The 13,452-nt window shown below is 64.9% G+C and carries 17 protein-coding genes; 7 read left to right on the top strand and 10 right to left on the bottom strand.

The window, feature by feature from the left end; genetic code table 11:
• The first annotated feature begins 40 nt into the window (after positions 1 to 40).
• Positions 41 to 643, top strand: coding sequence for a TetR/AcrR family transcriptional regulator (locus tag AC5Y46_RS16680; RefSeq protein ID WP_499992286.1), 603 nt, complete (start codon positions 41 to 43; stop codon positions 641 to 643).
• On the opposite strand, the gene AC5Y46_RS16675 is transcribed toward AC5Y46_RS16680, so the two are convergent.
• Positions 633 to 1,706: an NAD(P)H-dependent amine dehydrogenase family protein gene (locus AC5Y46_RS16675; protein ID WP_499992284.1), complete on the bottom strand. Its 1,074-nt coding sequence runs from the start codon at positions 1,704 to 1,706 to the stop codon at positions 633 to 635. The two genes, AC5Y46_RS16680 and AC5Y46_RS16675, sit on opposite strands and share 11 nt — an antisense overlap.
• Entirely contained in the window at positions 1,703 to 2,752 is a 1,050-nt protein-coding gene (locus tag AC5Y46_RS16670) for an aromatic ring-hydroxylating dioxygenase subunit alpha (protein WP_499992283.1), read from the bottom strand. Before AC5Y46_RS16670 ends, AC5Y46_RS16675 begins: the two co-directional genes overlap by 4 nt.
• Positions 2,753 to 2,844: 92 nt before the next feature.
• Between AC5Y46_RS16670 and AC5Y46_RS16665 the strand changes: the two genes are divergently transcribed.
• The 5 genes from AC5Y46_RS16665 (at position 2,845) to AC5Y46_RS16645 (ending at position 6,573) form a co-directional block, all read left to right on the top strand.
• Positions 2,845 to 3,474 carry a TetR/AcrR family transcriptional regulator gene (locus tag AC5Y46_RS16665; protein WP_499944840.1) on the top strand — a complete coding sequence of 210 codons (630 nt, stop codon included), beginning with the start codon at positions 2,845 to 2,847 and terminating at the stop codon, positions 3,472 to 3,474.
• A gap of 322 nt (positions 3,475 to 3,796) precedes the next feature.
• Positions 3,797 to 4,126, top strand: coding sequence for a hypothetical protein (locus AC5Y46_RS16660; RefSeq protein WP_499992279.1), 330 nt, complete (start codon positions 3,797 to 3,799; stop codon positions 4,124 to 4,126).
• 55 nt (positions 4,127 to 4,181) lie between these two features.
• Positions 4,182 to 5,171 carry a tocopherol cyclase family protein gene (locus tag AC5Y46_RS16655; RefSeq protein WP_499992277.1) on the top strand — a complete coding sequence of 330 codons (990 nt, stop codon included), beginning with the start codon at positions 4,182 to 4,184 and terminating at the stop codon, positions 5,169 to 5,171.
• A gap of 55 nt (positions 5,172 to 5,226) precedes the next feature.
• Complete coding sequence (locus tag AC5Y46_RS16650) at positions 5,227 to 6,153, top strand: DUF808 domain-containing protein (RefSeq protein ID WP_499992275.1); 927 nt, start codon at positions 5,227 to 5,229, stop codon at positions 6,151 to 6,153.
• Between the two features lie 15 nt (positions 6,154 to 6,168).
• A complete protein-coding gene (locus tag AC5Y46_RS16645) occupies positions 6,169 to 6,573 on the top strand; it encodes a VOC family protein (RefSeq protein ID WP_499992274.1) in 405 nt (134 codons plus the stop codon).
• Between the two features lie 3 nt (positions 6,574 to 6,576).
• On the opposite strand, the gene AC5Y46_RS16640 is transcribed toward AC5Y46_RS16645, so the two are convergent.
• Entirely contained in the window at positions 6,577 to 7,020 is a 444-nt protein-coding gene (locus AC5Y46_RS16640; RefSeq protein WP_499992271.1) for a GAF domain-containing protein, read from the bottom strand.
• A gap of 75 nt (positions 7,021 to 7,095) precedes the next feature.
• Here AC5Y46_RS16640 and AC5Y46_RS16635 point away from each other — a divergent pair, with 75 nt between their 5' ends.
• Positions 7,096 to 7,584: a pyridoxamine 5'-phosphate oxidase family protein gene (locus AC5Y46_RS16635; protein WP_499944846.1), complete on the top strand. Its 489-nt coding sequence runs from the start codon at positions 7,096 to 7,098 to the stop codon at positions 7,582 to 7,584.
• A gap of 2 nt (positions 7,585 to 7,586) precedes the next feature.
• Here AC5Y46_RS16635 and AC5Y46_RS16630 read toward each other — a convergent pair whose 3' ends face one another.
• The 7 genes from AC5Y46_RS16630 to AC5Y46_RS16600 form a co-directional block, all read right to left on the bottom strand.
• Entirely contained in the window at positions 7,587 to 9,038 is a 1,452-nt protein-coding gene (locus AC5Y46_RS16630) for a protein adenylyltransferase SelO (RefSeq protein ID WP_499992267.1), read from the bottom strand.
• A gap of 23 nt (positions 9,039 to 9,061) precedes the next feature.
• On the bottom strand, positions 9,062 to 9,202 hold the full coding sequence (locus tag AC5Y46_RS16625; RefSeq protein ID WP_499992266.1) for a hypothetical protein: 141 nt from the start codon (positions 9,200 to 9,202) through the stop codon (positions 9,062 to 9,064).
• An 8-nt stretch (positions 9,203 to 9,210) separates the two neighbouring features.
• Complete coding sequence (locus AC5Y46_RS16620) at positions 9,211 to 9,777, bottom strand: hemerythrin domain-containing protein (protein ID WP_499992264.1); 567 nt, start codon at positions 9,775 to 9,777, stop codon at positions 9,211 to 9,213.
• Between the two features lie 98 nt (positions 9,778 to 9,875).
• The gene (locus AC5Y46_RS16615) at positions 9,876 to 10,640 is read right to left on the bottom strand and encodes an LLM class F420-dependent oxidoreductase (protein WP_499992263.1); all 765 of its coding nucleotides are present in this window, start codon (positions 10,638 to 10,640) and stop codon (positions 9,876 to 9,878) included.
• Positions 10,641 to 10,744: 104 nt separating this feature from the next.
• Positions 10,745 to 11,155, bottom strand: coding sequence for a hypothetical protein (locus tag AC5Y46_RS16610; protein WP_499992262.1), 411 nt, complete (start codon positions 11,153 to 11,155; stop codon positions 10,745 to 10,747).
• The gene (locus AC5Y46_RS16605; protein ID WP_499992261.1) at positions 11,152 to 12,387 is read right to left on the bottom strand and encodes a cytochrome P450; all 1,236 of its coding nucleotides are present in this window, start codon (positions 12,385 to 12,387) and stop codon (positions 11,152 to 11,154) included. The genes AC5Y46_RS16610 and AC5Y46_RS16605 overlap by 4 nt, the downstream gene beginning before the upstream one ends.
• Positions 12,384 to 13,439, bottom strand: coding sequence for an NAD(P)H-dependent amine dehydrogenase family protein (locus AC5Y46_RS16600; RefSeq protein WP_499992260.1), 1,056 nt, complete (start codon positions 13,437 to 13,439; stop codon positions 12,384 to 12,386). The genes AC5Y46_RS16605 and AC5Y46_RS16600 overlap by 4 nt, the downstream gene beginning before the upstream one ends.
• Positions 13,440 to 13,452: the final 13 nt, after the last annotated feature.

Genomic DNA, 13,452 nt, shown 5'->3' with positions numbered 1-13,452 from the left:
TGTTTGTATTGTCAAGCTCGAACTGTGGAATCATCGACGGATGCGCAGGCACGGCTGGTCGGGTGACATGCCGGTCGACGACGAGGATGCGGTGCGCCGCATCGTCGCAGCGGCCAGGACCGCGATCGAGCAGTCGGGTGGAGTGAACGTCTCGGCGGTCTCCCAGGCGCTCGGCGTCACCCGCCAGACGGTGTACCGGTACTTCCCGACCCAGGAGGCGCTGCTGACGGCCACCGCGATGTCGGCGGTCGAAAGTTTCCTCGATCGGCTTGCCGAGGACCTGCGCGACGTCAACGACCCGACGGACGCAGTGGTGGAGGGCATCGCCTACACCTTCGAACAACTGCCGCACGACCGGTATCTCAGCTTGGTCATGCAACCCGGCAAGGCCAGCGCGTTCGCGACGGGCGTGACTTCCGACGTCGCGATCGGTTTCGGTCGATCGATTCTGCAGCGATTCGACATCGACTGGGCGACAGCCGGATTCGTCGATCGCAAACTCGACGAACTGGTCGAGTTCATGCTGCGGATCCTGCAGTCGCTGATCCTCGACCCCGGCCGGCCGAGGCGGACCGGGGCCGCGCTACGACGCTATCTGCGCGAGTGGGTGGCGCCCGCGGTGCGGGCCCACGCTAGATCTTGAAGCGTCCGGCGAACGCGCGCAGCGGCAGGTCGGCGCTGGTGATCAGGCCCGGGGGAGCGGCCACGACCGACTTGATCGAGTTCAGCGCGGGCAGGCCGGTAACCGTCATGCCGATGGAGGCGAAATTGTCCGGGTTGGACAAATCCACGCCCGGCTTCGGGAAGATCATGTGCTTGTTGTAGATGCACGGGTCGCCCTTGATCTGAGTGATGTAGCAGCCCTTGATATCCCAGCTCGGGTCGGTGTGCGGCGTCATCTGCCACTCCAGGTGCGTTTCCACCCGCGGCACGCCGTCCACCATCCCCTGGTACTTGATGTAGTTGCCGCCCAGCGAGCCCTTGGGCAGGGTGTACCAACCGAGGTCGACGTCCTTGGTGCAGGCGCCCAGTTCGTAATCGAACTTCACCTCGTCGAGCGTGATGTCGAAGCAGTCGGCCATCATCAGCACACTGTCGGCGAACACGCGGGTGTACTTCTCCAGCTTGGACGGGATCGACGGATCATCCACGGGCAGGCCGTATCCCACCTCGATCCAGGTGTCCTTGGAGTGATGGCAGGACACGTCGACGGACTCGATGGTGGTGACGTTCTCGATCTCGGCGACATCGGCCGAGCACACCACGCCCAGGATCTGGTTGACGCCGGGGTTCATGCCCGTCCCGTAGAACGTCGACCCGCCCTTCTCGCACGCTTCGGCCAGCAGTCGGGTGACCGGCTTGCCGGAGTGGTGCGGGTGGTTACGGTCGCGGTGCCAACCGGTGATCCAGTCGGCGGTGGTGACGATGTCGATCCCGGCCTCGAGGACTTTGACGTAGAGGTCCTCGTCCGGGAATACCCCGTGGAAGGTCAGCACATCGGGTCTGGCGGCGATGATCTCGTCGACGCTGCCGGTCGCTTTGACGCCATTGGCGGGCAAGCCGACCAGTTCCCCGACGTCCTTGCCGACCTTCTCCGGCGAATAACAATGCACGCCAATGAGTTCGAGGTCAGGCTGGGTGGCGATGCGCTTGATCATCTCCGATCCGACGTTGCCGGTCGCGACCTGGAACACCTTGACAGTCATAGCCTTACCTCTCCGGACCTCGGTTTCGACGCGGCCAGCTCGGCGGCACTGCCGCCCTTGCCGTCGGGATAGAACCTCTTGGCCCACTTGCGGATTGCGGTGAACCCCTCGTATTCCGCCGTTGCCAGCGCGGGCGGATCGGAATAGCGCTGGTGTGACCAGATGTGCACGTCTTGGGTGAATTGGCGAATCACTTCTTCACCGAACCCGAGGGCCTTGCGCTCGGCACGCTCGGCGTCGAGTCCCGTCCGCCCCGGAACGCGGCCGATGTAGACCATGAACCGCACGTCGGAGGTCCGTTCGTCGACGGGAGTGACGGCGGAGATGGTGCGGTTGTCGACCATTCCCCAACTCTTGGTCACCGCGATGCCCAGCCCGCCGTTGATCGCCTCCACTCCGCTCTTCACGTCCTCGATGCGCTGCTGGTCGTCACCTTCGAACGTGATGGTGAAGTCGACGTAGGACACCGGGTCGTCGAAGTCGTGGCGGGTGAAGATCGGCACGATCGGGGTGCTGTGCACGTATTTGAAGTGGGCGAAGTCGACCCCGTTCTCCAGTACGTACTGCGGATGCAACTCGAGATTCTGGCGGAACAGTCGTTGCTGCGGGTAATAGTCGTCGGGACTGCTGTCATCCGCGAAGCTGGCGAAGACGTCGGGTGCGTCGAAAAACGGTGCGCGACCTTCGATGTCGTGCCAGATGTACACCGACTCGTTGCGCTCGATCACCGGATAGGTGCGCACCCGCCGGCCCCGGTTGGGCCGGTCCTGATAGGGGATGCAGACGTTGCGTCCCTCCTGGCTCCACTGCCAGCCGTGGAAGGGGCACTGCAACACCTCGCCCACCACCGTGCCGCCGTAGCCCAGATGCGCCCCGAGATGCTCGCAATAAGCGTTCATCACGGTCAGCTGACCCGATTCGGCGCGCCAGGCGACCATCTCCTGGTCGAAGTACTTCATCGAGTAGACATCCCCGACGCCGATCTCGTCGGTCCACGCAACCTGGAACCATCCGGTCGGCTTCATCGACAGCGGCGGCTTCGCCATGCGCGGGGTCCTCTCGATCCGGTCCTGAAGTACTCTATGGAAGATTCATAAAGGAGTCAACGAAACCCGTATTTCGGCGTTAAGATGCGCAAATGGCGGTGGCGGACAGTGCGGGTCGCAGATCCAACAGGCGCGGTCTGGCCACCCGCGAAGCGATGCTGCAGGCGGCGCTGACCGCCCTGGCGTCGGGCGATCCGGGAGCTGTCTCGGCCAACCGCATCGCCAAGCAGATCGGGGTGACCTGGGGCACCGTGCAGTACCAGTTCGGCGACGCCGACGGGTTCTGGGCGGCGGTGCTGCATCACACCGCGCAGCGCCGCGCCAGCCTGTTCGCCAATCCCGACACGGGGGCTTCGCTGCAGGCGCGGGTGTCGGAGATCATCGACACCCTCTACGACGGGCTGACCGCACCCGACTCCCGGGCCATCGAAAACCTGCGTGCGGCGTTGCCGCGGGAACCCAGTGAGCTGGATCGGCTGTATCCGCGCACCGCGGCCGAACTGCGTTCCTGGGGCCGAAGTTGGCACGCCACCTGTCAGAAGGCGTTCGCCGATTTGCGGGTCGATCCGCAACGGGTGCGCGAGATCGCCACGCTGATCCCGGGGGCGATGCGCGGCCTGGCCTCGGAACGCCAGCTCGGCAGCTACGCCGATCTCGACGAGGCACGCCGCGGACTCACCAATGCCATCGTCGCCTACCTCGGCGAATCCGCCCGGACGTGAACTGGGTCTTAGGCGTTGGCGTTGCGCGTGAATGCTGGGCGTTGCGCGTGAATGCTGGGCGTTGCGCGTGAAGCGTGGGCGTTGCGCGTGAAGCGTGGGCGGGAAAATGGACCAGATCGCACCCTGAGTTCACTCTGAAAGCCCTGAGTTCACTCTGAAATCCCTGACTTCACAGTCGAAAGCCTCGGATACCTGTTCATGCCGCGGGGTCGGGTTTTGCAGGACGGCCGTGGCAAAAGGTGTGTGCGTTAACTGCCTCAACTCGCTCGAGCACGCCGAGCGTCACGCCAGCGTGGCGGCGAACGCCGAGCGTCACGCTAGCGTGACCACCACACGGACGAGCCAGCACCTCGCGAGTGTGCGCGCAGCCGCACACTCGACGCCAGCCCAGCGCGCCGAGCGTCACGCCAGCGTGGCCCAGCACGCCGAGCGTCACGCCAGCGTGGCCCAGCACGCCGAGCGTCACGCTAGCGTGACCACCACACCGACGAGCGAGCACCTCGCGAGTGTGTGCGCAGCCGCACACTCGACGCCAGCCCAGCGCGCCGAGCGTCACGCCAGCGTGGCCCAGCGCGCCGAGCGTCACGCCAGCGTGACCCAGCACGCCGAGCGTCACGCCAGCGTGACCGCCACACCGCCACCCGCAATGTGATCAATCCGGCCTCCTGGACAGGTTCATCCCGATAACCGGTGGGTACCAAAACTGGATGGACGTCGTGGGAACTGTGTTGAACGCCGGCCGGCAACTCGTCTCGACCTATCGCCGCACCGGGGCTGACGTGCCCTTCGGGGATCCGCTGCCGTCGCACGGCACCGAGATGGAGGGTTGGTTCTGGCGGATCTCCGACCCGGCGGAGGGCCGAGTGGTGGTCGCGCTGTGTAGCGAAAACCGGCATCCCGAGGGTGAATGGTCCACCGCTGCGATAGCGCTGCACCCCGGCGGTGTGGTGCGCTCGGCCGCGATCGACGGAGTCCGCGCCGACCGCACCGAATTCTCGGTGAAGGCAGAGGACGGCGGCGACCTGGTCGACGCGAGCCGCGATCGGCTCCGGATGGTGATCGGCGACAGCCAGGTCGACATGAAATTCGACGACGAATTCCGTTGGCCCAAACCTTTCGGCGGCGGCGGAGTGTTCTCGTCCGTCCCCTTCCTCAACCAGTACTGGCACCCCTACCGGCTGGGCGGCAAGGCGTCGGGCACGGTGACCAGCGGCGACGAGCAATGGACATTCACCGACGCCAATCTGTACTGCGAGCGCAATTGGGGAGCGGGTTTCCCGCTGCGTTGGTGGTGGGGTCAGGCGCATGACTTCGGCGACGCCGACGTGTGCGTGGCGTTCTCCGGAGGCCTGCTGGAGTTGGGCCCGTTCAAGCGCGACGTCACCGGAGTCGTTGTGCGACTTGGGGATCGAGTGCTACGCATCACGCCACCGGCATTGGTGTCCTACTCCGGCACCGACCTGCGGTGGCAGATCGAGGCGCGGACCGCCCGCTATCACGTCGAACTCGACGGTCGGGGCGTCGGAGATGGCCCGCACGTGCTGCCGGTGCCGTTGCCGGCCGAGCGCCGAAACATCGACACCGACTACGAATACCTGGCCGGCACGCTGCGCTGCACGGTCCGGGAATGGGGTCGGACCATCTTCGAGGGCACTTCGGAGTTGGCGGGTCTGGAGATCGGCAGTCGACCGGCCTGAGAAGTCCATTCGTGCTTGCTGAGACGGTAACCTCAATCGGGATGGCGGAGACGCGATGAGCGCGGGTCTGTTCGGCCTGCTGGACGATGTCGCGGCTTTGGCGCGCCTGGCCGCCGCCTCGGTCGACGACATCAGTGCCGCTGCCGGCCGTGCGACCGCCAAAGCTGCCGGAGTCGTTATCGACGACACCGCGGTGACACCGCAATATGTGCACGGCATCGCCGCCGAGCGCGAACTGCCGATCATCAAGCGCATCGCCCTCGGTTCGCTGCGGAACAAGCTGTTGTTCATCCTGCCCGGCGCGTTGCTATTGAGTCAGTTCGTGCCGTGGCTGGTGTTCCCGATCCTGATGCTGGGCGCTACTTACCTGTGTTACGAAGGCGCCGAAAAGGTTTGGGGTGCGCTCCAGGGTCACCAGGGGCAGTCCCAAGCGCCGCAGAGCGAAGACGACATGGTGTCCTCGGCGATCCGGACCGACTTCATCCTGTCCGCCGAAATCATGGTGATCGCGCTGAACGAGGTGGCCAAACAGGGGTTCGTACCACGCCTGGTCATCCTGATCGTCGTTGCGCTGGTGATCACCGCCGCGGTGTACGGTGTCGTCGCCGTGATCGTCAAGATGGACGACATCGGTCTGCGCCTCACTCAAACACGGTCGCGGGTCGGACGCCGCATCGGCCTGGGTCTGGTTGCCGGTATGCCGAGGTTGCTCTCCGTGCTCTCCACGGTGGGTACCGTCGCGATGCTGTGGGTAGGCGGCCACATTCTCCTGCTGGGTAGCCACAATCTCGGCTGGGAGGCGCCGTACGGTTTTGTGCACCATCTCGAGGACAAGGTCCATCACCTCGTCGAGTCCGTCGGCGGCGTGCTCGCGTGGCTGACCAACACCGCAGCGTCGGCGGTACTCGGGATTGCCGTCGGTGCAGTGGTGGTGGTCGTGGTGCACCTTTTCAAATTCGCCCGGCGGCGCCGGCCGTCGTAACCAGAGGAGCACGCCGTGCTGCTGGACGGGATCAACCACATCGCGCTGATCTCACGCGATATCGGCCGACTGCGCGAGTTCTACACCGAGGTATTCGAAGCCGAGGTCGGACCCACCAAGCCGCACGGCGAAAAGGGCGACGAGACGATGACCATGATCCGCATCGGTCCGCACACCGAACTCAATGTGGTGACGATCGAAGGCAATTCGGAGGCTGACCGGCAGACACCGATGTGGGGTCGTGGCCGACTCGACCACTTCGGCTTGCAGGCGGCGTCGGCGGAAGCCTTCGAAGCGATCCGCCGGCGGCTGATGGAGCGCGGTGCCAGCGACGGCAACGTCAACGACTTCGGTTCCGTGCGCAGCCTGTTCTTCCGCGACCCCGACGGACTGGAAGGCGAGGTCCTGATCACCAAGTAGTGGTCAGCGGCGGGTACTGTCCCAAATGCGTTGTGTCGCAACATCAACCGACGGGTGATGAGTCTGCTGAAAGTTGCGTCCGCCGCGACGGTATGTCTCGATCACCGCGGCGGGCACCTGCGGTTCCGTCAGTGGGCGGCTCGACCACTCGCAGGGCCGCACATGCACCAGGTCGACCGCGGCGGCTGCGTCGTCGGAGTCGACGAAGTAGGGGCCGCAGAGCCGTCCCAGCCAGAACAACCCGTCGGTGTCGCGGGTCCATACGAATGAGCCGTCGGGCACCTCGGCGAACCTCGCGACCCGCCGGGCCAGCCGTTCCTCCTCACCTGCACCGCGCACCAGCCGGCCGAACCCGCAGACACCGAGCCGACGGGCGCGTTCGATGGTTGCACTCACGTCGATGTCGTCGCAGCGAGATCGCATCGGCGCGCGGTACACGGCGGTCATGGCCACCATCTTGCGCGATGCTCGGAGCGGGCTGAGATCCTGCTTGCAGAGAACACCGATCGAAGGAGGCCCTCGATGGCGCGGATACCCGCTGCACTCGGCCTGACGGCCGAGGAACTGGACGAGCTGATGACGACTTCATGGAACATGCGGATCGCCACGGTGGGGCCGGGGCAACGGATCAACGTCACGCCGCTGTGGTTCGCCTGGGCCGCCGGTCGGGTGTACTTCTTCGGCCGCGGCCAAAAGATCGCCAATCTGCGGCGCAGCCCGATCTGCACCGTTCTGGTCGATCGCAACGAGCGCTTCCCCGAGCTCGTCGGCGCGATGTTCCAGGGCACGGCAACGGTATTGGAAGATGCCGAAGCCGAAGACGCCGACCCCCATCTGGAAGAGGTCCGCTGGCAGATGGGTTCGAAATACGCTGGCGGGCACGGTGAGCCGCAGAACGAAGAGCGAATCCGGTATCCGCAGACCGCTGTCGGGCGTTCGGCACGATGGGTCGTCTTCGAGCCCGACCGGTTGATCAGTTGGGACAATCACAAGTTGCCGGAACGCAAATAGACTCAGGTACCGCAGAAAGTCCGGTACACCCCGAAATCGACCGGGGCCGGCGAAGCGTAGCGATCCAGCCCCGGTCGCGGCGTGTAAGGGGCGCTGACGGCGTCGAGGAGCCCGTTCAGCGGATCGAGGTCACCTGATGTCGCCGCGGTCAGCGCCTCCTCGACGCGGTGGTTACGCGGGATGTAGATCGGGTTGACCCGGTTCATCAACTCGAGATCCGGTCCCAGCGCTCGCCATCGCGACGCCCACGCGTCGAACTGGGCGGGGTCGACGAACAGGTCGCGTGCCGGCATGTGGTCGTCGCCTGCTGCGCTTAGGTGACGGAAGAACGACGTGAAGTCGACGTGGCTTTCCTGCAACAGGGGCAGCAACTCATCGATCAGTGGCCGGGCCGCTTCGACGCCGGCGGCTAAGCCCAGCTTGGCGCTCATGCCCGACAGCCACGCGCTGTGGTGTTGATGGAAGCCGTCAAATGCCTCCTCCACCAACGGGACTGCCTCGTTGACATCGTCGGCGATCAACGGCAGCAGGGCCTCGGCGAAGCGGGCGAGATTCCAGGCGGCGATCGTCGGCTGGTTCCCGTAGGCATAACGTCCCCAGGCATCGATCGAACTGAATACGGTGTCGGGGTCGTAGGCCTCCATGAAGGCGCACGGTCCGTAGTCGATCGTCTCGCCCGAGATCGTCACGTTGTCGGTGTTCATCACTCCGTGGATGAAGCCGACCAGCATCCACCGCGCCACCAGCGATGCCTGCACAGCGACCACTGCCTCGAACAACGCCAGGTACGGGTTCTCGGCCTGCGCCGCCGCTGGATGGTGGCGGGAGATGGCATAGTCGGCCAGCCGGCGTAACAAACCGAGATCCCCACTGGCGGAGGCATATTGGAAGCTACCGACCCGCAGGTGGCTGCTCGCGACACGGACGAGCAGCGCCCCCGGCAGCATCGTCTCGCGCGCGACCGGTTGCCCGGTGGCCAGCACTGCCAGGGACCGGGTGGTCGGGATACCCAGGGCGTGCATGGCTTCGCTGATGATGTATTCGCGCAACATCGGGCCCACCGCGGCCAGGCCGTCACCGCCGCGGGCGAACGGCGTGCGGCCCGACCCCTTCAGGTGGATGTCGCGCAGTCGCCCGTTGTTGTCGACGAGTTCGCCGAGCAGCAGCGCGCGCCCGTCGCCGAGGCGGGGCACGTAGCCGCCGAACTGATGCCCGGCATAGGCCTGAGCGACCGGGGTGGCGCCCTTGGGAACCGAGTTTCCGGCCAGAAAGCGCATCCCCGCTGCGCTGCGCAACCACGTTGCGTCCAGCCCCAACTCTTCGGCTAATGGCTCGTTGAGCACCAACAATCGGGCTTCGGGCGGCACCTGGGCATGCCAGGGGACCGCCAGTTCAGGAAGCTCCCGAAAAAAGCCGTCCTGAAGGGCGATGGTCGTATCCGGTGCAACAGCCACTTGGTTCAGCCTACGGGCCGCCGTCAACCGTCTTCGTTGCCGGCGAGACCTTCTGGCGGCGGAGTGGAGTAGGCCGGATACGCCGGCGGCGATACCGCGCTGTCATCTTTTTCTTCCTCGGAAGCCGACTGTCCGGTGGCGTCCTGCGGTTCGGGAGTGCTCATCGAGGCTCCTAACTGATCGCTTGACGAATCAAATCGCGGGCGCGGTCGAGCATCGAAGCAAACGGCCCGACAACGAAATTCAGCTTCGCCGACTCGACCCCGGCATGCGGCCGGGTTGGCGCGATGGCTTCTGCGACCTTGACGGCGGTGCCCAACCGCTTGAGTTCTTCGGTGTCGAGGTTGCGCTGCAATTTCGCGAATTCCTCGATCTCTTCGTGCTCGGCATGGGCAAGGACGGCGTCGCGCAGCTTGGTCAACTCGTCGATGAACTCCTGCGAGGTGATGTCCAAACTCTCGATTCTCGACAGCTGTTCTTTGGCGTCATGCTCTTCCTGCAGCAGCTTGTCCACGATGTCGTCACCGGCATCGAACTCGCGCCGTACCCGCGGGTGCACCAACATCTCCTCTGCCGTCTCGTGAACGGCGAGCAGTTGACGCAACTCGACAAACGGCTTCTCGCGCGCTTCCGGATCCGAAGCGAGCAGAACCTGGTCGAACATGTCCTCGATCAGGTCATGCTGGGCTTTGAGGAACGCCACGACTTCCTCGGGTGTTTCAACAATCATCTCGGCCACGCCGATGCACCTCCACAGGTGAATCCATAGGTGAAGTTCTGGGAACGCGGGCGGGGGGCTGTGCGCCGCTACGGGCCGCATACCCGGGCCAGTGGAGGCTAAAACGCCTGCCGGCCCGCCACCAGGCGTTCCACCTCGCGCAAGTCGTACGGTGCCCGCAGGCCGAGAATCAGATGATCGGCCCCCGCCTCGACGAGCGAGCCCATCACGGCCGGATCCGCCCGTTCGATCCACACGGTGCGTTCTATCTCGCCGGGATCACGTCCCACCTCGTCGCACCACCGGTCGATGACGCGGTTTTTCCTGCGGATCGTCTCGGCGTCTCCGTAGCCGTTCCACATGTCGGCGTGCTGGGCCACCAGGCGCAGCGTGCGCCGTTCGCCATTGCCCCCGATCAAGATGGGCAACCGGCCGATCGGCCCGGGCCGGAGCAAGCCGATACGGCGGCGAATGCGGGGCAACGCCTCGGCGAGGACATCGAGTCGTTGTGCGGGGGTCCGGACGGGGTAGCCGTATTCGACCTCGTCCCTTTCCATCCAGCCCGATCCGACGCCCAGCACCGCGCGTCCGCCGGACAGGTGGTCCAGCGTGCGGGCCATGTCGGCCAGCAGGTCCGGGTTGCGGTAACCGCATCCGGTCACCAGCATGCCGAGCTGCGAAATTCTGGACGTCGTCACCGCCATCGCCGCCAGGATCTGCCAGCCTTCGAAGTGGGGTTCGTCGGCGGCGCCGTAGAGCGGCGCGAAGAAATGGTCCCAGGTCCACAGGCTGTCGACGCCCAGGTCGTCGACGCCTTCCCAGCCTGCACGTAATGCGGCCATGGTCGTGTTCTGCGGGTGTATCTGGACGCCGATCTTCACCATCAGTGCTCAGTATGGTGCCTTGGCAGCGCGACCGACCGGCCCCGGCACTGTTTCAGCTGATCTTCACTGCGGCATCGATTGCAGTCCGGTGGCGGCGTTCGTGCTCACGGCAGGTTGGTCGACAGGAAGGTCAACGGCAGGCCGAGCACGGACAAGTCGATTTCTTCGAGATAGTTGCCGTCGCCTTCGAATCCCTGTCTGAATCGGGTGATCGAGCCATAGCCTTTGGCGATGTCCTCTGCGCCGGACGCGCTCGGCACCTGCAGCACGACCGTGAAGATGCCATCACCGTGCGCAGCCAGGAATTCGGTTACGGAAGTGGCGACTTCGGCCGCCGATCCCGGATTCGGGCTGATGAGTTCGATGCCGCGCTCCCAGTCCAGGAGAACGCGGATCCCGAGTTCGTCCAGGCTGATCTCGTTGAAGGTGAATCCCAATTCGGTGAACAGTTGCCCCATGGTGTCGTGCCGTTCGCGTGCCACCGCGAAGACGACATGATGCAACCGCGAACTCATCGGGGCATTCCGAACTCGATTGGCAACGTTGTCGGTCCGCTCATGCCGAGCATCGGCTTCCACGGCGCCGGCCCGACACGGCGAGCATCGGGCATCCGGCGCGCCAGGATCTTGAGTCCCTCGGCCAGTTCCATCCTGGCCAGATTCGCACCGAGGCAGTAGTGCACGCCGCCACCGAAGGTCAGCACCGCCGGTGCCGACTCGCGGCTGATGTCAAATCGGTCGGGATCCGGATAGATCTGCGGATCACGATTGGCCGCAAAGGAATTGACGAAAATGAATGCTGCGGCGGGGAAGGTGTAACCGCCGAACTCAACGTCCTCGTGGACGGTGCGGACGGTGTTGCAGACGGCCGGCGAATGACGAATGCTTTCCTCGACCGCCGACATGGCCAGCTCGGGATGCTCGCGCAGCATCGCCCACTGCTGCGGGTGATCCAACAGCACCTGCAGGGAGGCGGCGAACTGGTTGCGCGTGGTATCGGTCCCGGCAAGAAGCAACCCGGCCACCGTCATCCGCAATTCGTCGGCACTGAGGCGATCACCGTCATCCTCGGCGCGGATGAGGTCGGAAAGCAGGTCCTCGGTCAGATGATCCCGTCGTTCGGCGACCATGTCGTCGACATAGGCATCCAGTTCGGCCCAGCCGCGCAGCACGGCAGGCATCTCGTCGATCAGGTTGACCGAGAAGTTCACCATCTTGAAGATTGCTTCGGCCCAGCGTTCGAACTGTGCCCAATCTGCGCGTGGCGCACCGAGTAACGCGCAGATGATCGGGATCGGGTAGTGCCGGGCGATATCGGTGACGATGTCACAGCGTCCTGCGTCAGCGACTCCGTCGATCAGATCGTTGAGCACTTCGTCGATCGTGTCGTGCAAACGCGTGATTGCCCGCGGCGTAAAGGCTCTCGAGACGAGGCTGCGCAGCCGATGATGTTCGGCGCCTTCTGCGCAGATGATGCTCCCGACGACCCTGTCCCACAACGGGCCCGAGGTCACTCCCTGGGCGGCCAGATGAAGACCAGGCGGAATCACGAACCGGGTGTCGCGCAGGATGCCCCGGGCAAGTTCGTACGAGATCACTTCGGGACCGAAGGGCCCGATGGCGATCGGCGCCAGTCGCTGCGCCGCCCGGATCCGTTCGCAGACCTCATGCGGTGGTTCGTTGACGTCGTACTCGAGCGTCGGCAGCCCGGCATCGAAAACGCTTGGGGCACGGGACTTGACGGTCATTTGCGTACCAGCCCGCGCGGCCGGATCACACCGAGATCAAAGTGGGTCAGCCAACCCGGCGCGGCGTCGCAGACGTCGGGAATGGCATTGACAGCACACATCGCGGTCCAGTTGTAGCCGGGATGCGTCATCGTCCCGCCGGGCGGGTCGACACCTTCCAGCGTCAGCGCGCTCGGCGGGTCTCCGTCGATCACGATGCGGTACCGCGTCTTTCCCCAATCCCAGGCGGGTTCGATATCGGATGGACCGCCGGTCAGGTAGATGGCGTGGAAAACGATCAACGGCCGCCCGTCGACGTGGGCGGTCCAGGTGTGGTGTTGCGCGGCGACGGTGCCGCGGGGGATCACGCCCAGCTCGTGCGGTATGTCCGTGGTTGCGGTGGCGACGCTCAAATCCGAGGTGATGTCGTCGATCTCGACGCCGAGTCCGTCGGCGATCATGTACATCGACTGGCCGAAGAAGGGCACGGCCATGCCCAGCACCGTTGGCGTCGAGAGGAATTCGTCTTTCGGCTTGCCGAAGCCCATCCAGTCGATATGGTCCAGCGGCGCATCGGTGAGCACATTCACCACTTCGTAGACCTCGATCTTGTCGATCCGGCTAGTGACCCGTGCCAGGGTGAGCGGCAACAGATCTCCGGCGTAGCCGGGGTGGATGCCGCCGCCATGGAAGCTCGTCCCGCCGTCGCGGCAAGCCGCTTCGATGCGCGTCGCCTCGTCCTGGAAATACTTCGACGGATGGAAGAATCCGCTGGTGGTGACGACGTTCTTGCCGGACCGCAGCAGTCGGCAGACGGTGTCGACGTCCATGATGATCGGCGTGTAGAACACGCAGTCAGCGTCGGTGGCGACGACGGACTCGACGTCGTCGGTGGTGGTGACTCCGGTCGCCGGGATGCCGACGATGTCGCCCGCGTCCTTGCCGACCTTCTCGGGTGTGTGCACCAGCACGGCGACGAGGTCGAACACCGGGTTGTCGGCGAAATGCCGAAGCGCGACCTGCCCCACATCCCCGGTCATCCATTGAATGACGCGATATTTTCTATCCCTCATCGAACGCACGTCC

It is taken from the genome of Mycobacterium sp. NGS59, assembly GCF_059812345.1.
Note: the sequence above shows the minus strand (reverse complement) of the source record. Positions and strands in the feature narration are given on the sequence as shown.